General features: G+C 55.8%; 28 protein-coding genes. 19 read left to right on the top strand and 9 right to left on the bottom strand.

Annotated features, from left to right (window positions below; genetic code table 11):
* Complete coding sequence (locus tag FZZ90_RS02120) at positions 1–1,764, top strand: gamma-glutamyltransferase (RefSeq protein ID WP_226424114.1); 1,764 nt, start codon at positions 1–3, stop codon at positions 1,762–1,764.
* 16 nt (positions 1,765–1,780) lie between these two features.
* Here FZZ90_RS02120 and FZZ90_RS02125 read toward each other — a convergent pair whose 3' ends face one another.
* A complete protein-coding gene (locus FZZ90_RS02125; RefSeq protein WP_226424115.1) occupies positions 1,781–2,173 on the bottom strand; it encodes a DoxX family protein in 393 nt (130 codons plus the stop codon).
* 449 nt (positions 2,174–2,622) lie between these two features.
* Between FZZ90_RS02125 and FZZ90_RS02130 the strand changes: the two genes are divergently transcribed.
* Entirely contained in the window at positions 2,623–2,796 is a 174-nt protein-coding gene (locus FZZ90_RS02130; protein WP_226424116.1) for a hypothetical protein, read from the top strand.
* A gap of 55 nt (positions 2,797–2,851) precedes the next feature.
* On the top strand, positions 2,852–3,733 hold the full coding sequence (locus FZZ90_RS02135; RefSeq protein WP_226424117.1) for a GNAT family N-acetyltransferase: 882 nt from the start codon (positions 2,852–2,854) through the stop codon (positions 3,731–3,733).
* 152 nt (positions 3,734–3,885) lie between these two features.
* On the opposite strand, the gene FZZ90_RS02140 is transcribed toward FZZ90_RS02135, so the two are convergent.
* On the bottom strand, positions 3,886–4,113 hold the full coding sequence (locus FZZ90_RS02140) for a DUF3136 domain-containing protein (protein WP_226424118.1): 228 nt from the start codon (positions 4,111–4,113) through the stop codon (positions 3,886–3,888).
* Positions 4,114–4,257: 144 nt separating this feature from the next.
* Between FZZ90_RS02140 and FZZ90_RS02145 the strand changes: the two genes are divergently transcribed.
* The 4 genes from FZZ90_RS02145 to FZZ90_RS02160 all read left to right on the top strand — a co-directional run bounded on the left by FZZ90_RS02145 (position 4,258) and on the right by FZZ90_RS02160 (position 5,836).
* On the top strand, positions 4,258–4,476 hold the full coding sequence (locus FZZ90_RS02145; protein WP_226424119.1) for a CP12 domain-containing protein: 219 nt from the start codon (positions 4,258–4,260) through the stop codon (positions 4,474–4,476).
* Between the two features lie 63 nt (positions 4,477–4,539).
* Entirely contained in the window at positions 4,540–5,226 is a 687-nt protein-coding gene (locus FZZ90_RS02150; protein WP_226424120.1) for a response regulator transcription factor, read from the top strand.
* 83 nt (positions 5,227–5,309) lie between these two features.
* Positions 5,310–5,549 (top strand): DUF3136 domain-containing protein, encoded by a 240-nt coding sequence (locus tag FZZ90_RS02155; RefSeq protein ID WP_226424121.1) that lies wholly within the window; start codon positions 5,310–5,312, stop codon positions 5,547–5,549.
* 23 nt (positions 5,550–5,572) lie between these two features.
* A complete protein-coding gene (locus FZZ90_RS02160) occupies positions 5,573–5,836 on the top strand; it encodes a hypothetical protein (protein ID WP_226424122.1) in 264 nt (87 codons plus the stop codon).
* Between the two features lie 28 nt (positions 5,837–5,864).
* On the opposite strand, the gene FZZ90_RS02165 is transcribed toward FZZ90_RS02160, so the two are convergent.
* The gene (locus FZZ90_RS02165) at positions 5,865–6,029 is read right to left on the bottom strand and encodes a hypothetical protein (protein WP_226424123.1); all 165 of its coding nucleotides are present in this window, start codon (positions 6,027–6,029) and stop codon (positions 5,865–5,867) included.
* A 533-nt stretch (positions 6,030–6,562) separates the two neighbouring features.
* Entirely contained in the window at positions 6,563–6,982 is a 420-nt protein-coding gene (locus tag FZZ90_RS02170; RefSeq protein ID WP_226424124.1) for a hypothetical protein, read from the bottom strand.
* A 73-nt stretch (positions 6,983–7,055) separates the two neighbouring features.
* Here FZZ90_RS02170 and FZZ90_RS02175 point away from each other — a divergent pair, with 73 nt between their 5' ends.
* Both FZZ90_RS02175 and FZZ90_RS02180 read left to right on the top strand, forming a co-directional pair.
* On the top strand, positions 7,056–7,247 hold the full coding sequence (locus FZZ90_RS02175) for a hypothetical protein (RefSeq protein ID WP_226424125.1): 192 nt from the start codon (positions 7,056–7,058) through the stop codon (positions 7,245–7,247).
* A gap of 131 nt (positions 7,248–7,378) precedes the next feature.
* Entirely contained in the window at positions 7,379–7,561 is a 183-nt protein-coding gene (locus tag FZZ90_RS02180; protein ID WP_226424126.1) for a hypothetical protein, read from the top strand.
* Positions 7,562–7,981: 420 nt separating this feature from the next.
* On the opposite strand, the gene FZZ90_RS02185 is transcribed toward FZZ90_RS02180, so the two are convergent.
* Together FZZ90_RS02185 and FZZ90_RS02190 are read right to left on the bottom strand one after the other, a co-directional pair.
* A complete protein-coding gene (locus FZZ90_RS02185) occupies positions 7,982–8,161 on the bottom strand; it encodes a hypothetical protein (RefSeq protein WP_186493370.1) in 180 nt (59 codons plus the stop codon).
* 5 nt (positions 8,162–8,166) lie between these two features.
* Positions 8,167–8,436 (bottom strand): hypothetical protein, encoded by a 270-nt coding sequence (locus FZZ90_RS02190; protein WP_226424127.1) that lies wholly within the window; start codon positions 8,434–8,436, stop codon positions 8,167–8,169.
* A 150-nt stretch (positions 8,437–8,586) separates the two neighbouring features.
* On the opposite strand from FZZ90_RS02190, the gene FZZ90_RS02195 reads away from it, so the two are divergent.
* The 6 genes from FZZ90_RS02195 (at position 8,587) to FZZ90_RS02220 (ending at position 11,729) form a co-directional block, all read left to right on the top strand.
* The gene (locus tag FZZ90_RS02195; protein ID WP_226424128.1) at positions 8,587–9,366 is read left to right on the top strand and encodes a GTP-binding protein; all 780 of its coding nucleotides are present in this window, start codon (positions 8,587–8,589) and stop codon (positions 9,364–9,366) included.
* Positions 9,367–9,371: 5 nt separating this feature from the next.
* Positions 9,372–10,187 carry a metallophosphoesterase gene (locus FZZ90_RS02200; RefSeq protein ID WP_226424129.1) on the top strand — a complete coding sequence of 272 codons (816 nt, stop codon included), beginning with the start codon at positions 9,372–9,374 and terminating at the stop codon, positions 10,185–10,187.
* Positions 10,187–10,897: a phosphoesterase gene (locus FZZ90_RS02205; protein ID WP_226424130.1), complete on the top strand. Its 711-nt coding sequence runs from the start codon at positions 10,187–10,189 to the stop codon at positions 10,895–10,897. Before FZZ90_RS02200 ends, FZZ90_RS02205 begins: the two co-directional genes overlap by 1 nt.
* 67 nt (positions 10,898–10,964) lie before the next feature.
* On the top strand, positions 10,965–11,222 hold the full coding sequence (locus tag FZZ90_RS02210; protein WP_226424131.1) for a hypothetical protein: 258 nt from the start codon (positions 10,965–10,967) through the stop codon (positions 11,220–11,222).
* Between the two features lie 4 nt (positions 11,223–11,226).
* Entirely contained in the window at positions 11,227–11,448 is a 222-nt protein-coding gene (locus FZZ90_RS02215; protein WP_226424132.1) for a DUF3721 domain-containing protein, read from the top strand.
* Positions 11,445–11,729 (top strand): hypothetical protein, encoded by a 285-nt coding sequence (locus tag FZZ90_RS02220; protein ID WP_226424133.1) that lies wholly within the window; start codon positions 11,445–11,447, stop codon positions 11,727–11,729. Before FZZ90_RS02215 ends, FZZ90_RS02220 begins: the two co-directional genes overlap by 4 nt.
* A gap of 16 nt (positions 11,730–11,745) precedes the next feature.
* On the opposite strand, the gene FZZ90_RS02225 is transcribed toward FZZ90_RS02220, so the two are convergent.
* Positions 11,746–11,916 carry a metallothionein gene (locus FZZ90_RS02225; protein ID WP_226424134.1) on the bottom strand — a complete coding sequence of 57 codons (171 nt, stop codon included), beginning with the start codon at positions 11,914–11,916 and terminating at the stop codon, positions 11,746–11,748.
* A gap of 683 nt (positions 11,917–12,599) precedes the next feature.
* Between FZZ90_RS02225 and FZZ90_RS02230 the strand changes: the two genes are divergently transcribed.
* The gene (locus FZZ90_RS02230) at positions 12,600–13,175 is read left to right on the top strand and encodes a helix-turn-helix domain-containing protein (protein ID WP_226424135.1); all 576 of its coding nucleotides are present in this window, start codon (positions 12,600–12,602) and stop codon (positions 13,173–13,175) included.
* Positions 13,176–13,564: 389 nt separating this feature from the next.
* Positions 13,565–15,124 carry an iron uptake porin gene (locus FZZ90_RS02235; protein ID WP_226424136.1) on the top strand — a complete coding sequence of 520 codons (1,560 nt, stop codon included), beginning with the start codon at positions 13,565–13,567 and terminating at the stop codon, positions 15,122–15,124.
* Between the two features lie 101 nt (positions 15,125–15,225).
* Here the strand turns inward: FZZ90_RS02235 and FZZ90_RS02240 are convergent, their stop codons facing one another.
* A complete protein-coding gene (locus FZZ90_RS02240; protein ID WP_226424137.1) occupies positions 15,226–15,456 on the bottom strand; it encodes a hypothetical protein in 231 nt (76 codons plus the stop codon).
* Between the two features lie 86 nt (positions 15,457–15,542).
* Positions 15,543–16,208 carry a Fe2+-dependent dioxygenase gene (locus tag FZZ90_RS02245; RefSeq protein WP_226424138.1) on the bottom strand — a complete coding sequence of 222 codons (666 nt, stop codon included), beginning with the start codon at positions 16,206–16,208 and terminating at the stop codon, positions 15,543–15,545.
* Positions 16,209–16,290: 82 nt separating this feature from the next.
* Here FZZ90_RS02245 and FZZ90_RS02250 point away from each other — a divergent pair, with 82 nt between their 5' ends.
* Together FZZ90_RS02250 and FZZ90_RS02255 are read left to right on the top strand one after the other, a co-directional pair.
* Positions 16,291–17,337 carry an extracellular solute-binding protein gene (locus FZZ90_RS02250; RefSeq protein ID WP_226424139.1) on the top strand — a complete coding sequence of 349 codons (1,047 nt, stop codon included), beginning with the start codon at positions 16,291–16,293 and terminating at the stop codon, positions 17,335–17,337.
* A gap of 145 nt (positions 17,338–17,482) precedes the next feature.
* The gene (locus tag FZZ90_RS02255; RefSeq protein ID WP_226424140.1) at positions 17,483–18,067 is read left to right on the top strand and encodes a ferritin; all 585 of its coding nucleotides are present in this window, start codon (positions 17,483–17,485) and stop codon (positions 18,065–18,067) included.
* The last annotated feature ends 301 nt before the right edge of the window (positions 18,068–18,368 follow it).

The raw sequence follows: 18,368 nt of genomic DNA on the forward strand, positions 1-18,368 counted from the left end.
GTGCTCCCCCAGCTCAAAGCGTTGTTGCTGGCGCTGAGCCTTTGGAGCAGCCTCCCCGCAGCGGCAGCCCCGATCAGCCGCGACGATCCGGAATCCAGCATCCCCAACAGCAGAGGCATCTCCACCGCCCGCGGATCCGCCGTGGTGGTCACCGCCAATCCTCTCGCCAGCGCGGCGGCGCTGGTTGCGCTGAAGAACGGCGGCAGCGCCATCGATGCTCTGATCACAGCCCAGGCGGTGCTGGGAGTAGTGGAACCCCAGAGCTCCGGCCTGGCGGGTGGCGGTTTTCTGCTGCACTGGGATGCCAAGCAACGCCAGCTTGCAGCGCTGGATGGCCGTGAAGTGGCCCCCGAACGCAGCCGCCCCGGCGACCTGCTCGATGCTGAGGGGAATCCCATCCCCTGGCGACAGGCCACCAGCCAAGCCAACGCCATCGGCATTCCCGGCACCGTGGCCCTGCTCTGGCAGGCCCATCAAAACCACGGCCGGCTGCCCTGGGCACAAACCCTGCAACCGGCGATCCGCCTTGCCAGCGATGGCTTCCTGCCGAGCCCACGGCTGTTGCGCTCCATTCGCCTGGCCAAGCGTTTTGGCGTGGCCCACAGCCCTGACTTTCAAGCGCTCTACCTGCCCGGCGGCCAGCCACCCGCAGCAGATCAACCCTTTCGCAACCCAGCCCTGGCACGCACCATGAGTCTGCTGGCCAAGGAAGGTGGCCAGGCCTTTTATCAAGGGCCTGTGGCGCAGCAGATCCTGGGCGGGATCAACGCCCTGCAGGCCAGCGAGCCGAACTTCCGGGGATGGAGCTCCACTGATCTGAGCAGCTATGCCGTAGTCCGGCGCACCCCCCTCTGCAGCGAGCAGCTGCAGCACCGGATCTGCACGATGCCACCCCCCAGCAGCGGTGGCTTGGCGCTGCTGCAAACCCTGGCACTGCTGAACCAAACCACCAACCTGGCCAGCTCCAGCGCTGGGGAGCCGCAGGTGTGGCGGCAGCTGGCCCGCGCCCAGGCCTGGGCCGATGCCGACCGCCTGTACTGGGTGCATGACCCGATCGATAGAGCGGTGCCCAGCACAGACCTGCTGGATCCGGCCTACATCGCCAGCCGGGCCAGAGCCATGCAGCGCGCCAACGGCGCAAGGCCAACGCCGGGGTTGCCCCCAGGCATCGATCGCTATCCCTACGGCCGGCCGGATCGGGGCATCGAACAGGGCACCAGCCAGATCACGATCGTGGATGCCCGCGGCAACATCGCCTCCTACACCTCCTCGGTGGAGACGATCTTCGGGAGTCGGCACCTGGTGGGAGGCATGGTGATGAACAATCAGCTCACCGATTTCGCCTTCAAGCCCAGCCTTGGCGACAAACCGGTCGCTAACCGCCGCCTGCCGGGACGGCGGCCGATGTCGTCGATGGCACCGACGCTGGTGTTCCGCAACGGCGAGCCGGTTCTCGCCCTAGGGAGCCCCGGCGGCCGCAGCATTCCCCATCTACTCAGCCGGGTGCTGCTGGCGTCCTTGGTCTGGAACGAACCGCCGGCGCGGGCGGTGGGCCTTCCCCATCTCTCACGCCGGAGCACAACGCTGGTGCTGGAAAAGGATCCCCCGCTGCACTGGCCCTTTCCGCTGCAGCAGCTCACAAGCGAGGTAAGCCCGCGGCGTCAGAGCATCGCCAGCGGCACCGCTCTGCTGCAAAAAATCGGTACTGGCTGGCAGGGGGCCGCTGACCCGCGCCGCGAAGGCACGGCCCTGGCCCTGCCCTGATCCAGCAAACCAGCGATCAGCCCTTGGAGCGCAGGTGAGTGAAACTCGGAACACCATTGCCCCAGGCACGGGTGATGGCCAGGATCAGCGCCCCGATCAGCGCCAGGTTCATCGCAAAGCCACTGTCCACCGGAAAGGTGTGGAAGATCAGCGTGGTGGGCACCAGGAAAAGCAGCAGCAGCGAGGCCCCCAGCACCGTGTTGCTGCCGAACACCAGCAGGATCGATCCAGCGATCAACACCACAATCCCCGCCACCAACAGCACAGAAGCCAGGGGTTCGGGGATGCCCTTGGAAGCAATGAAGCCTGCGGTTTCAGCGAAGTTGGTGAACTTGGCCGGCAGGGCATTCACAAACACGGCCGCCATCAGCACCCGGCCGAGGAAATCGAACAGCTTCGAAGCAGTCATGGGGATCAGAAGCCCGCAGGGCAGAGGAGTCGTGACCAGCACCCTAGAGAGCAACTGTTCACCAAGAACAGCCATGAAAAACCCCTGAGGGGCGAGCCTCAGGGGTTGGTCCCCTCATGAACATCCGTCCGATATCAGCGTCGCCTGGGAGGCTGAAGAGCGGGGAGAGGAGAACCGGCCGCAACGGTTCGGATCTCCTACGCGCTGTTTCATGCACTGATTGGATGCACCGATTGATGCGCAGAACGAATTGTCCCCAGATGGGGGATGGATCAGCGCGTTGAGACGCAGTAAGACAGTTCCATTCGAGGCAAAGCCATGAAGCTCGACCTTGCTCAAGCACAACCCATGGGAAGCCTCATTGTTGAGGGAACCCACCGCCCATTCCACGCCCTTGCCTGCGCCCTGCGGCCAGCAACTGTGCGCATCGGACGAAAGGTTTCAGCGCAATGACAAACACTCCTCAACTTTTTCTGGTTCGAATCAAGAAAAACGACGGCAGCCAACACACACTGCAACTCAAGGCGGCCAATCGCCATGAGGCGCGCATCGTCGCCATGGAAACCGATGCCTATGTGCGCCGTTACCCAACCAGTGTGGATTCGATTCTTCAGGCCGCCTGACGTCGCCTGACCATTGATCGAACGCTCAGGTTGCAGATCCCTCGCCTGACTATTGATGCTGGAGATCAAACCGTTCACGCCATCTGACCTCGACGTGGTCACAGGGATGGCCCGTGAACAGGATTTCGCTCCAGGGGTTGGGGATATCGAGATCTATGCCAACACCGACCGTCAGGGAATCTGGCTTGCCTGGCAAGACAATGCGCCGGTGGGCTGCATCGCCGCAGTCACCTACAACCCCAGTTACGCCTTCATCGGCCTGTTCGTGGTGAAGCCGCAGCATCGGGGGCAGGGAATCGGCCGTCGCCTCTGGCAACACGCCTTGAAAACCCTCAGCAGCGTGGAGTGCATCGGCCTGGAAGCCGCAGTCCAGATGGTGGGCTTTTACGAGAAAGCCGGATTTCAGAAGGACTGCGTCACCACACGCCGGCAGATGCTCTGCCGCAGTGATCAACCACAACACCCGAACACCACCCTGCTCCACCGCAGCGACATCACCGTTGTGCCACTGCGTGAAATCTCAATCGAGGCGATTCAGCTCTACGACGAACGCCACGAAATCAGCCCGCGTCCCCATTTCCTTGAACTGTGGTTACGCCACCGGGCAGGAGACGTCTTTGTGGCCAGGGATCCTCAGGGAGAGTGCCATGGCTACGTGCGCATTCGGCCCTGCCTGCTCCCGATCGGTGCAGGTTGGCGGGTGGGGCCCTGGCTGGCGGAAGATCCCGCCATGGCATCGCTGTTGCTGAACAACGCCATCGACCGACATAAGGGAGTCGTTCTGATCGACACCCCGGGGCATAACCCGTCTGCCAAAACGATCACGACAGCGAAGGGCTTCAAACCAATGGGCTCGACTGTGCGCATGTACAAGGGCCTGATGCCGGAGGGCCACGACCGCAACGTTTATGGCTTGGCCTGCCTCGAGCTCGGTTGAATCCGAGGGTCGAGCAACCACTCCCTGAATTCCTGAGTCAGCGCGTAGCTGTCTTCATAGCGTTGCGCTTGATCAAGGGCTGTAATCCTCTGCATCACCTCGGTCACGACTTGGGCCTTGATGGAATCAGCTTCGATTGACATCATCCCTCCTTAGGCATCGGTCTCTGACAAAAATTCGGCCTGGATCATCAACATCAACCGCTCAGGAGATTTGTATTGCCTTGGCAAGGAGCGGTGCAACAATCGCAAACGATCCCAACAGAGTGTTCGCTCAAGTTCAGCACTTGTTTTCCTCTGCTTGATCAGCATCTTCAAGGCCTTGCAGTACAGCGGATACTTGGCCTCGAGCTCTCCGATGCTGAGGTTGGATGTGCTCATTGATTCTTCGCGCTCCATAGAGAACTCTGCAGCGCATGAGGCCATTGCATCGCCTCCCATATGGGGACAATCGCTCTGTCCCCGGATGGGGGTAGCTGAACGATCCAGTAAGTGCGTTAGATGCCTTTGATTGCAATTTTGAGCGTGGAATCAATCGAAACCCACATCGCCAAAGACCGTGAGGAACTAGCCAAGGCGGAAGCGAGCGGAGACCAGGCCAAGGCGCGTCACTACGCCACCGAACTCGAAGGGCTCGAGACCTATCGAAGCCACCATCCCGATGAGCACAAGGACCCCACCTCCCTCGAGGTCCATTGCGACCTGAATCCCGAGGCTCCGGAATGCCGGGTCTATGACGACTGACGACGGTCGAAACCATATGGGCCGGGTGGCCCGCAAAGATGGATAAAAGATGCAGGGAATCCCATGGATCTGACCCCATACCTGCAGAGCGAACCCTCATCTCCCGACGAAGAGCCCCTGCTTTCCGTTGCCATCAACGGAAGCATTGCCTTAGCAATGAAGGGGAGATTCTTCCTGCGCTGTTTCTGCGAAAGTTTCAGCGAAAGATCTCGCATCGGATGTGCTGTCACTGATGAAGAGTCCTGCCTGAGTTATCTCAAAAGGAATTCATTTGAGCTGCTTCTCTGCACGGATCTGCTTGAAAAAGGCAATGGCTTTGAGCTGGCACGCAAAGCCCGAGAACATCAACCCGGCCTGAAAGTTGTGGTGCTGGCGTTGAGCGATGCCATTCCGGTGGAGTACGACAATGCACCCTGGCTGGAAGCCGTGGTTGCCGAAGCCGACATCATCGAAGACCGCAAACCCCTTGAGGCAGCAGTGCTTGCGGTAATGGGGCATCACTCCTACCGCAGCCCATCCCTGCGCTCGGATGAACTTCCCTATCTCAGCTGCCCGCGACTAACACCACGGGAATACGAAGTTCTCGACCGCCTCGCCCGCGGCATGTCCGACCGGGAAATTGCCGAAGATCTCATCGTCACCGAAGAGACCGCGCGTACCTACACCAAGCGGCTGTTGCGCACCCTTGAAGTGAACAACCGGGTTCAGGCGGTGTTGAAGGGAATGCGCTGCGGGATGGTTCAAATCTGAGCGAACGATTCACCCCAGATGGGGGTAGAGGTCAAGACCCTGCCCAGGCGTCAATGGGTAGCGATCAGTGATATCGCGACGAGATGGCAGTAGTCACCTTCACCCAAGAACCGTCCCTGGCAGAACTGCGGGAAACTGAAGCGCTGTACACCCGCGCCATGGAATACCTGGTGGCGGATGGCGTGAAAGAAGGAGAGGCCAGAGAGAGCGTCTGCTGGCAACGACTGAACCGACTGCATCAGGCCCTCCCTGACCGTTACGGCAATCCCCGCGCGCTTTTCCTTGCGCTTCAGGCCCATCAGCGAAGCCAGAAGGCTGCGTAGGTGTCTCGGCACTGAATCAGCCCATGGACAGTGAATATCAGCCGATCAGCCGGGTGGAACGGTTACTGGCAGCTCACCCCTGGTTGCTCGAGGCCCAGGCCTGGAAACTGCTCAGCATCAAATACGTGCTGATGGGCCCGGAGCTCACCATCCACAATCCTGATCACCTCCAACTGATCATGCAGGAGTGGGCCGATCATCTGGTGGAGATGGATGAAGCTGCACTTCGGCAAATGTGTGCCTGGATCGATCGAAGCCGTGTGGAGGGTGAGCAGGACGAGCTCTGACGCTCACCCAAGCAGCACGCGATCAACATCACTCCACCAGAAATTCATTTCGCAGGGCACGCGCATCCTGAATCCGCTGCCCCACCGCGAGCTGGCGGAGACGAGTGTTCAACCAAGCGCGAAGTCGGGTGGAAGACACCGACTTGTTCAGCAGACCATCCGAAGGCTCAGGCGTGCCGAAGGGAATGGTCATCAGCCTCGCACGGTGGTTAAGGCTAATGAGATGTCTGCCACGCCACCCCCACTTTCAGCTATTTCTCCCCTGAAAGGCAATGCGTGTTCGTGCGGATTGTCAGGGCCTGGCCCAGCCCCAAGACTGTGTGCATCGAGATCGGAGGCGTCCATGCGAGACGACGGTCCAACCGAGCAGACATCAGAAGCAAGCTGACTTTCAGGCCCCTGCTCCAACAGTTTTCACACCTCTTGTTGGGTGAGCCCTTCGACAGGCCTTGTGCGAAAGGCCAGGCCGATCGGCACTCCATCTGCACCGTGCCAGGTGCCCTAAGGAGCTCCCATCACCCGACCCCTTGGAACATGGCCCCAGGCGCCATAAGCCAGACGCTTCGACCTTCCTTCAGCGATACCTGATGGATTGCGTCATGCACAAACGAGCGAGTTAGGCCGCCTGTTCATCGGAACGGGACGGCCACGTCAACCCTGAACAACACTGTTCAGACACAGACCCCCGGCCCCTTCCGTCACAGGGACCGGGGGTCTGCTGCTGAATCAGGCCTTGCGCTTTTGATCAGCCTGCCGAAGTTGCTCCCGCAGGATGATCGGATCATCACAGTGAGATCTGCGGTAGAGCGCTTTGATCTTGCGTGACTCCTCATCGAGTAATTCCAGCTCAACCGCGTCCGCCATTCCTACGGTGAAATCTTCGATCTGGCGGTCTTCAAACTGATTCTCCAGAGCCATCAACTCCTTCAACGAATCACTCATATACAGACAACTCGACGCCATCAATTTGAGATTTTCCCGAATCTTGAGGTCTGCCTGCTCGCGCACATCCCGAGCCTTTTCCAGCGTGGCAATCAGATCAACACTGGCCGACTCCTCAATCGTTGCAGCAGACACCGTTGAGGTTGCTGCACAACCCAGCACCAGCACCAAGAGCACCGCCAGAACGGATTGCAGAACCTTCATCGGAACCCCAGAAGACATGTCACGTTAAGGGGAGTGGTGAGACGACGTCCCCTCAAAAGTGGGAGACATCTCCTTGGATCCGCGCCCACAACCCCTCGAGTGGGTGATGTGTGGACAACTCGATCTGCTGATTGAACCGCTCAAGGGGTGCAAAGGGGTCTACGCCCATCGGCAGAACCTGCTGCAACGGGTGATGCGCATGCCGGATCTGGAGGTGCGCGATCACCTCAATCGCCTTAAGACAAGCGATTTTCCAGGCACCTAAGGCACCACCAGTCCCGGAAGTCGATTCTTAAGGAATGCTGAGAGACGCGAAGAAAATCAAACCCGTATCGGTTGTCGCAGTCAGGTCCAATCGCGGATCCGTAGGACGACTCCAGTTTCAAGCGTGATCCCATGGCCGAAACCCTGCGCCTGCCCTACTCCGTTCAAGGCAACGGAACAGTGGAATCGATCGGCAATCATCTGTATCGGGTCTGCGGACCGGCCGGGTGCACCGTTGTGATGGGGCTCAGCAACGCCCTTTACCTGAGCCGCAACGTGCCTGAAGTGGAGCAACACAACCGCTCACATCGATAACAAAAAAATTCTCCCCAGCCATGGAGCGAATCATCAAGCCGGAGCAATCCCCATCACCCGGCCAACTGCACCAGATCTTGATCCGATGGCTCGATAATACTCTTGAAGCCCCAGATCTAGGGGGAGCAATATCACTTATGCATCGCCCTTGATCACAAACAGACGCTGCATATGGTGGCCATGGTCGTTATATTGGGGTCCCCCATCACCCGGCCCGCCACTTCGGCGGGCTTTTTTGTGGCCAGACCCCAGATCTAGCGCCGGACCAACACACTGCAGGCAGGGCACAAAAAAGGGAGGGTTCCCTAATCCCCCCCTGTTCGACGCAGTTTCCCCCTGTTCTGAGCTGGGGGTTACTCATTCATTGTGTATTCCCAGGAACTTAACGGCATCAGTGATTGCACCTAGCCAGTGGTCAGTTCACCGATCCAATAGGCCGGCATCAATCTTGGCGTCGGGATTGAGCTTGATCAGCATCCAAAGCAACATGGCCGAACAATCTCGGTCACTCACGCCGTAGTCATATTTCCAGTCAGCCACCATCCCCTTGAGCTCGTGCTGAGCCTGGGTAATGAACTCATCGTTCCATTCCTGCACCAAACCATTCACTCCTCTTCGAGATCCTCTTCTCTGACGTAGAAGGGCTCATCAGCACCGGGCTGATCGTTCTCCAGCACAAGCACCTTTAGCGAATCATCGCTCTCAAACACAAAGAGACCATCCTCATCGGGATGCACCCCGTTCATTTCAGGATGCTGGTTGACAAGGCGCTTCAGGCGGCGCTGCTCCTTCCAGAACTTGGTCCCCTTTTCAACCAGATAAACCGTCAGAGCCAAGTTCACCAGCACGAGGGCGAGGAACTCCAAGGCCTGCATAGATCAAAACCGGGTTCTGACGACCTTAGCGAGAGAAGCAGGGAGCGCCACAGCAAGCGATACCAAGCGTCCAACAACAAGAAGAGGACGGGACAAGGCGGCGACAACGGCTCATAATGAGAATGATTCTCGAATTTCGAGGGGGTTGCGATGGGTCAGGTGTGCCTGATTTCAGGCCCTCCGGGGTGCGGGAAAACAACCTGGGCGCTCCAAAGGCTTCAGCAGCATCAAGGCCCCTGCGCCTACCTGCGGCTGAAGGGAGACAAGAAAGCAGGTCTCGAGCAGGGGGCAGACAGCGGAATCGACCTGGCCTGGCTTAAAGACCAAGTGCCCAGACTTGAAGAGCCGACGCCGTCCAATGGTGCGGAACTGAAGCAGGACAACGATGGGCTGACCCTGATCGAAGTGCAGCAGTTTCATCACCCCAGCCAGAAGGGCATTGAAGGTCTCGGAGACGACGTTCGCTCCAAGCTGGAGGCCTTGCAGCTGCACCCCGACCAACTGCTGCACTTCGGGCGAGACCCTGAATTGCCCGCTAAGGACACCTTGGAGTTCAGCAAGCTCGAGGCCTGGCACACCTCCCTTGCCCGTTCTGTCTGGGATCCCAACAGCCTGAGCAGCTTCTGGTTTGAACTCGTCAACGGTGCCTACGGCGATGTGTACCGAGCCAAAGGCCTGATGAATCTTCCTGACGGGCGGGCATTCTTCTGCAATTGGATGGTTTCCCAGGAGTCATCCCAGTTCCTGCCCCTGGACACCACAGCACCGCCGCAAGGTCGCCCCAGTCGAACCTCAGAGCTCGTTGTTCAGGGAAAGGCACTCAACCCTGAAGGCATGCAAGCCACCATCAACGACTGTCTGCTCGCGGATGACGTGCTCGCCATACAGCAACAACAGCTCCAGCAACAACAACCCACATCGCAAGGCTGATTGACATGAACCACGCCGTCATCTCCTGTTTGCATGCCAACCTTGCGGCCGTGGAGGCCGTGCTCGACGACATCGACTCCCAGGGCATCCAAACCATCACCTGCCTTGGCGACCTTGTCGGCTATGGACCCCAACCCAATGAAGTGGTGGAACTGGTGCGTCAGCGCGAAATTCCCAGCTGCCAGGGGTGCTGGGACGAAGACATCATTGACGGTCTGAATGCCTGTGAATGCAGCTATCCCTCCCAGCTGGCGGAACGACGAGGCCATCGCGCCCATCACTGGACAGCCGAGCTGCTGACGGACGAGAACAAGGCCTTTCTGGCTGAACTTCCAATGACACTGCGGCGCGACAAGCTGCTGTTTGTGCATGGCAGTCCGAACAGTCAGCACGAATATCTGTTGCCTGACATGAATGCTTTTGCGGCCCTTGAGCGGGTGGAAACTGCAGGGGCGGAAACCTTGTTCTGCGGCCACACCCACCAGCCCTATGTGCGCGAGCTACGGCAGGGGTCCATTCGGGTGAAGGTGCAACAACGCGCTCAAGGCGCACCAACAGAGCAGGAGCTGGAACTGCCGATGCGGCAAATCGTTAACGCAGGTTCCGTTGGGGAACCGCGTCATGGCAGCACCAAAGCGACTTATGTCATCCATAACGACAACACCGGAGAGGTGACGATTCGAGAGGTCGACTACGACGTCGCCAAAACCTGTCGAGCGATCGTTGATGCGGGCTTACCTGAGGTGTTTGCCTGGAGGCTCAGCCACGGCTTCGAATACGCCGAGCGGGCTGAAGACGCCAGCCACGTGTGTGAGCGCTGATGGAACGCTGGGCCCTGGTGAGTGGTCTCCAAGGAGACCTCGATCTGTACGAGCAGATTCAGAAGGAGTTAAAGCAACAGCGGGGTGTTGCCAATCTCTTCGTTCTCGGTGATCTGATCGGATCACAACGCAAGTGCAATGCACTGCTCGAGCGCCTGAGGCAGCCGAAGCGCGCTGATCTTCAGCCCGACTGCATCTACGGCTGGTGGGAAGAGCAACTTCTGGCGGAGTGTGGTTACCGCGGCGAACGCAAGGCTGAAGCCCTCAGAGCAGAGCAAGGCGAGGCTGCGGTCGGCGAGCTTCTTGCTGCGGTAGACGCCGACCATCTCAACTGGCTGGCATCGCTGCAATTCGGCTTCATCGAACTCGACTGCGCTCTGATTCATGGCAGCTCCGCTGATGTCGGCGACCGGCTGACGGAAGACACCTCAGCCCTGGTACTGCTGGATCGGCTGACGCGGCTGGATGTGAACCGACTGTTTACGGCGCGCTGTCAGCGTCAGTTCCGACTGGAGCTTTCCGGTGGATCGATCCAATCCCACGTCAAAGACCATGCCGGTGAACAGCAGAGCGAACAGGCTGTGCCCAAACGAAGCGTGATCGGCATCGGCGGGGGGAGGCATTACACCCTCTACGACCCCGCCACCGATCACATCGAGTTTCGAATTGCGGGAGAACCCTCCCATGTTGCGGGTCGAGGTTTTGGCTGAAAGCCACGTTGCTCGATGCCAATCAACGCGTAAGGCTGTCCATACGCTGGAAACCAAAAAGCGACGCATGGGCGATCACAACCAACAACAGCTCACGGCTCGCGAGATGGTGCGAGCCCACGCCTACCCCGTACTGGCGGCCGTCAGCAGCCTCAGCCTGCTCAGCATCGCTGTTCTGCTGATCCCGCAAGCCGTCCAAACCCATCGCTACAACCGCTGCATCGATGCACAGATCGCCATGCGGGCCAGCATCAATCCCAAGGGAGGAACAAATCCCGGCAAGATGAATTACCTCAAAGCCGTCGAACACTGCGAAGGCTTCTGAACCGATGCGCGCCATCCAACCGTTATCGGCTCTCAGCTTCGGCGTTTTGGCCCTGTTGGTGAACCCAACGCCAGGAATGGCCCACGGCAAGGGGCTCTATGGCACCGAAGCCGAAGCCAGGCAGCGGGCGGCTGAAATCGGTTGCAGCAGCGTTCACGAGAACAACGGTCGCTGGATGCCTTGCAGTGATGAACGGGAACTCCACCAACATCTGCGCAAGCAATGAAAGGGTCCAGAACAACCAGTCGACAGGCGCGGCGCATCCATCGCTGGCTGGTGCCGATCGCCGCAGCACCGCTGCTGATCACCGCTGGAACCGGCACCCTCTACAGCCTGCTGCTGGAGAAAAACATTGATGCTTTCTGGCTGCTCAAGCTGCACACAGGACAGTTCGGCTGGCTCAACCTTCAGCCCTTGTACCCAATCCTGCTAGGGGGTCTCACCATTGTTGTGACTGTGTCTGGGCTGACGATGCTGCTCAGGCCAGCCCGTACGAAAGGGGGGTGAAATCACCCCGACGTCCTCACTCCGCGCAACTGCAGCCGCAGGAACCACTGCCATGACAGGGCTCGTGGTTGGGATGACCGGTGGCACAGGCATCTGAACAGAAACTCTGGCCATCGCGAACGACTGCTTGGGACGCCTGCACCTCACAGGTGCAACTCGGACAGGCACAGGGCGTAGCGGAAACCATCACAAGCAATCAACTCGCTGTTGTATAGGTCAAAAAACAGAAGATCCCAGGAAGAACACACCATTCCCACACACGATTTATGCAGAAATAGCGACAACGGTTCTCATCACATCCAGACATTTAGCAGTAAAGGGTTGACCCAAGCAACAAGAACAGGCAAAAAGAACAAAACAAAGAAAGGTCAATAATCACGGCGCAACAAACCATATAACACAAGCAGAAGCAATTAAATCCACGGGAATCAATCGGGGAATAGAAAATAATCAGAGGAGCGCCTCAAAGCCAATGAACAACATTAATCAACTCAGATACAAGACGCTTCAAGAAATCAATGCATGGTGCTACCAACGAGCATCACACCTTTCCATCAATGGTCACAACAAGGCAGCTCAAGCCCTGACGGAAGAGCACATGGAATCACTCCAGAACGTTAACGCCGAAAATATACTGTGGATAAAAAATTAACAGACACAGCACCCTTATCGCGCCGACGCATTGTGTCGTACCTGACCTCAAAGAAAGCAAATATCACAAGGAAAGACAAAACCAAAAAGCCACATCGTGCTATAAAAGGCATCAAATACGCACAAAATCTTGCAACACTTTTTCATACATAGCAAACGGATTCTAACAACAAAATTAAGCACAAGCCGGTGTAGCAAAAAGAACAAGTCGGCACATCAATGAACACTAAGCACAACTATCGAGACAAGGAAGGGAGGCCAATATTCCTGAATTCGTCCGAGACATTCCCCCTAGACAGACCTCACGCCGGAGAAGAAATAGAAATAATAGTAAAGGGTGGGGCCATAAGGATTGCGGCCAACCAATACAAGAATGCAGAAGATATGACTTTAGCCTTTGCATGTAGAGCAGACATTTTCAAATTCCAATATCCAAGAGATCTAGAAATCACGATAGAGGCAGTAGCAGACACAACTTGTTTTGTTAAATCAAGAAGTAAAACAAAATCCAACACCAGCGACTCCATCATGGACTGGATAATTCAATTGCATATCGTGAGGCATGAGGCAAACCTGGAAAGACGACTGATGAAATTTTTTGAGTTACTTATGCACAGACTAGGTAAGCGAACATCAGAGGGGTTGCTACTGGAGCACACACTGCCTCATGCACGCATTGCCGAAATCGTTGGATCGACTAGATCAACAGTATCAAGAACGATTAGCAAGCTCAGAAAGAATCAACAGATTTATATTGATGAATTAAAAAATCAGATGATTTTGCCGCCAGATTAATTAACGTCCACACCGACATGCTCCACCCTTCCACTTAGAACATTTGGATTTCTTGCAACCCTTTTTTTTACTTGCTGAAAGACGCTTTTCGGAAGACTCGGCCAAGATTCCAGGAAATCATTCCACAACAATACTGCTCTTCTCAAGGCTGCGAACAACGTGCAGAGTAACAAAAGACACAAATTATCAAGTCATCTAATCCAAGCCAAGTGAGACCTATAAGGGTTTAGAACGCTTGCCTACATCCGAAGAATCAGCAAAGACTCGAATCAAAAGCACTTGTAGATGTATAGAAAGCTACTTGAGGATGAAGTAAACGAGTAGCAGGCGACACATCAGAAGAGCAAAATAGAACTGCCCGTATTGGGCTTTCCTGTGTGAGGAATTCAATGAAGCTTTTCCAGCAACTGCTGGTGGCTCCTGCTGCCCTTGGCCTTCTGGCCACCGGCGCTAATGCCGCCGAGCTGAACATCAACGGCGTTTCTGATTACGCGGCCACATCCAGTGGCAACAGCCTTGATCAGGTCACCAGCGTCACCCAATTCTCCGACGTCTACCCCACCGACTGGGCCTATCAGGCTCTGGCCAACCTGGTGGAGACCTACGGCTGCGTCGCCGGCTACCCCAACGGCACCTTCCGTGGCAACCGGGCCATGACCCGCTACGAAGCGGCTGCCCTGCTGAACGCCTGCCTCGACCGGATCACTGAAGTGACCGACGAGCTGCGTCGTCTGCTCAAGGAATTCGAAACCGAGCTGGCCATCCTCAAGGGTCGCGTTGACGGCCTCGAGGCCCGCGTTGGCGAACTGGAAGCAACCCAGTTCTCCACCACCACCAAACTGCGTGGTCAAGCGGACTTCTTTATGGGCGCCGTTAAGTACGACGACCGAGATGAGTGCAACGAGGAAGTAGCCGGAGCTTGCGAGAGCGACGGATTCAACTTCTCGTACCGCTACACCCTGAATCTGGACACATCCTTCACGGGTAAGGATCGGCTGTACACCCGTCTGCGCACGGGCAACATGAAGAACGTCTGGACGGAATCAGATTCCTATCTGTCCGATGCCAAGAGCGGTGATAACACCCTGAAGGTGGACAAGCTCTGGTACAGCTTCCCAATTGGGGATGAGTTCAAGGTCACCGTTGGTGCGTTGATCGAGAACTACTACATGATCGAAACGCCCACCCGTTACAAGCCAATCCTCAAGGCCTTCAAACTGGGTGGATACGGTGCAGTTCTGGGTGCCAGCACCGGTCAAGGCTTTGGTGTGCAGTGGCGTCAGGATGTTGATCCTGGTGATGCAGCCTTCAACATTGCTGTCAACTACGTTGCCGACGGTGGTGACGGTGCCACGAGCAATTCAGAAAAAGGCATGTTTGGTGAAAACACCGATGCTTATCTGCTGAGCCAAATTGGCTACGGCAACCGTAAGTGGTACCTCTCAGCGCTCTATGCCCTGAAGAATGCACGCCAGCCTGATGGGTCATCGACCGCCAAAGCAGCCATGGGTTACTCAACCCCAACTGCTAAGAACTTGGCTCACCCCCTGCACGCCGTCGGCCTACGCGGCTACTGGTCACCTGAAGACAGCGGCTTCATTCCCACCATCAGTGCGGGTCTGGACTTCGGCTGGGCTGATAGTGAGTACTACGGCAATGCAGAAGCCGTGAAGGGCTGGATGGTTGGCCTGAACTGGAATGATGCCTTCATGGAGGGCAACAAACTGGGACTGGGCTTCGGTTCCTATTCCAGCTACGCCACCGAGATTCGTGACCGGCCCAATGGCGGCGACCAAAACTTCGCCATCGAGGCTTACTACGATTTCGCTGTAACCGACAACATCACCGTTACTCCCGCAGTGTTCTGGGTTGATGATGCCAAGGGCAAGGATCAGATTGATGGTGCCAACAAGTTTGGCGGTCTTGTAAAAACGACCTTCAAGTTCTGATCCTTCGTTGATCGAGACCAAAGCGCCCCTAGGGGCGCTTTTTTTTATGCAAAAAAGGGGGGGGGGGGTAAATCCCCCCTGAAATCAATAGCGGATAAGAATCACCAGCAGTTCTCGCCCTCTCCAATAGGAACGCAGATATCTTCTTGCTCGGCTTTTTTGAGAAGAGCCTCAGCCTCATCATTCATCACACTGTCGTCATCGACAGCTTGATCTGTAGACCACTCCTTTAAGCCGCCGCCATCCTCGGCCTGCACCACCGGTAAATCAACTGAAGCCAGCAGCAGAGATGAAGCGGCTAAAAACACAGTGACTGCAGAGGGTTTGGCCATGATCCAACGCCAAAAAGTCATTCTGTTCAACGCTAGCGCCCAAGCCTCCACGAATGAGTCAGGTCAACGCATCATTTGAAACACCGTCAGTCAGAGAGCCGCCGCACAGCATTGGTATAGGCCTGAAAAATGAGATCAAGCTCATCCGAACGTCCATGCTTGGCCAGCAATCCGCGTGCCCCAGCATCCAGGTTGAACAGCAAGGAACGATCCTCAGCGGATTTCACATAGCTTTCGATCCAGCCAACACAGGCATAGCGCGTCCCCTGCGTCACTGGCGCAACGCAGTGCAATAAAGAGCTGGGGTACACAACAATCTCACCAGCGCAACAACAAAATTCCTCACCATGCTGCCCCGTCTGCAATTGCAAAACTCCACCTTGATAGGAAGACGGCTCACTTAAAAAAGCGGTGAAAGATAGATCACGCCGGCCATAACGGGAAAACGGATTATCCACATGCCATCCATATCCATCGCCAGACGAACAGCGGGAGATCAAGACACTGTGCACCTTGCGGATCAAAGCGAAACTCTTGATCAAAGGATCTGCTTTCAATGCGTTCGACACCAAGTTGGCCACCCGAATCGCCAAAGGGGATTCAGGATCGAGTTGGTGATTCTTTTTAACCGAGGCCGCTTGCTCTCCCGCCGTGAGTCGCCCATCCAGCCAAGGCAGATCGGCAGCACTCAGTTGCTGGTAAATGGAATCAACATCAGCCTGTGAAAGCAGTGGACGCACAAGATGATCCATCCGCAATGAGGGCAAAAACTTTAGACCACCCTAGAGAGTCGACCAAATGATACGAAACCATCGCACAAACTGGCTATATCAGATGACATCCAAGACCTATGATGATGGGATGAAGAATGAAGCCATGCTGAAGGTCCTCGCTGGGCTCTGCGTCGTTACTCCCCTGGTTGGATGCGCTGCTGTTGGTGCGCAGGAAGTGCGTGTTTATTCGGGTCGCCACTACAACACTGACCGACAGGTTTTCAAACGTTTTAGCGAAAAAACAGGGATCAAAGTTCGACTGATTGAAGCCACCGGAATCTCGCTGGTGGAACGGCTCAAACGAGAGGGAAGCAACTCCAAGGCAGACGTGATCCTCTTGGTGGATGCTGCGCGTATCAATGATGCAGCCAATGCAGGATTGCTGCAGCCGGTTCAGAGCAACACACTGAAAAAGAACATCCCAGCGCGATATCGGGACCCATCCAACCGCTGGTTTGGCTTAACAAGACGCGTGCGCTCGATCATTGTCAATCCCAAGCTTGTTAATACCTCCACGATCAACAGCTACGACGATCTCGGCAAGCAGGAATTAAAAGGAAAGCTTTGCCTGCGCAAGAGAAAAAATGTCTACAATCAATCCCTTGTTGCTGACCAAATTGTTCTCAAGGGTCAAGCCGGAGCAACAGCCTGGGTCAGGTCAATGGTGGGCAATGTCAAGCAGCCCTTCTTCTCAGGAGATACATCCCTCATACGTGCCGTTGCCCAGGAAAAATGTGGCGTGGGCGTCGTTAATCACTACTACCTGGCACGCATGCAAGCCGGAGACAATGGCAATGGTGATCAGGAGCTGGCAAAAAATGTGAAATTGATCATGCCCAATCCAGCACACGTGAACATCAGTGCAGCGGGCATTGCCACCTCAGCCCAAAACAAACGGGAAGCGCTGAAGTTGATTGAATTTCTCTCATCTCCGAAGGGGAGCCAGACACTTGCTGGACCAACCCACGAATATCCTCTGAAAAGTCAGGGAACCTCAAGCGTGCTGAAACAGTACGGACGATTTACCCCCGACAACGCCTCCATCAGCGCGATCGGTGCAAATCAGAAGAAAGCGGTTCAAGTGATGGCGCAGGCTGGCTGGCGTTAAAAATAACTTTTATGTTAGTTGCAGGAGAAAATTCTGAGATTGATTACCTATTGATAATGAGTCTCATTTAACTTGGTGCAAATGACACGCCAAGCGTGCATTTAAATTCGCCGGTATGTATCGTTTAAATATCAGCGGGTAAAAATTGCTTTCAACATCTAGTTCAAGCCCCTCATCTTCGATCGTTTGCGGACCAGCAGGCAGGGCAATTGCTGAAGCAATTGACACTGATCTGCTAAACGCCATCCAAGCCCATCTCAATATGGAGAGGCAAGCCCACGCCTCCTATTTCGCGGCAGCAATCTGGTTTGCCGAACGCGAATTACGGGGATTCTCAAGATTCTTCCGCGACGAGTCCAATAGTGAACATCAACACGCTGCAAAGGTTGCCGAATACATCATCGCGCGAGGACAAAGCGTTGAGTTGACAGCAGTTGAAGCTCCCTTTCAAGGGTGGGCATCTCCAGCTGATGTCATGGCGTCGGCATTCCAAATGGAAATTGACGTTACAGCCTCTTTGCAACAGCTGTATTCCACGGCGGAGCGTACAAACGACACAAGAACAACTGTGTTTCTCGACCCCATGGTGGAGATGCAGACACAGTCAGAACATGAGTTTGCCCACCTACTGGGAAGAGTGAAGTTTGCAGACAATCAAGCAGCAGCCCTATTAATCATCGACAACGAGCTTGATCAAAGCAACAATAAACCTGCATCTCTCCAAGGATAGAAGGCACCCACAAACAAGCCCGATTGATGGCCAACAAATCGTAGTGTTTTTCCAACTTTATTTAGCGCGGCCAACAAGCTTTTTGAGCTGCCGACAAACATCTACAAAGCAACTCTTCAAGCAAAATTTCTTGAATCGAATTAGACTCAAAATAATATTTAATTTCAGGCAACAGAGATTTTATTGACGTACACCGGTAACGATAAATAGACATCTCTACGAGAAGCCGCTCTTCTAATCGCCGATCCTGGCATCGTTGAATGGAATGAGAGGCGCACTGTATACGCCGCCAAATCCATTC

Origin of the sequence: Synechococcus sp. MU1617, from assembly GCF_020514235.1 — a bacterium.
In the GTDB taxonomy this organism is placed as follows: domain Bacteria; phylum Cyanobacteriota; class Cyanobacteriia; order PCC-6307; family Cyanobiaceae; genus Parasynechococcus.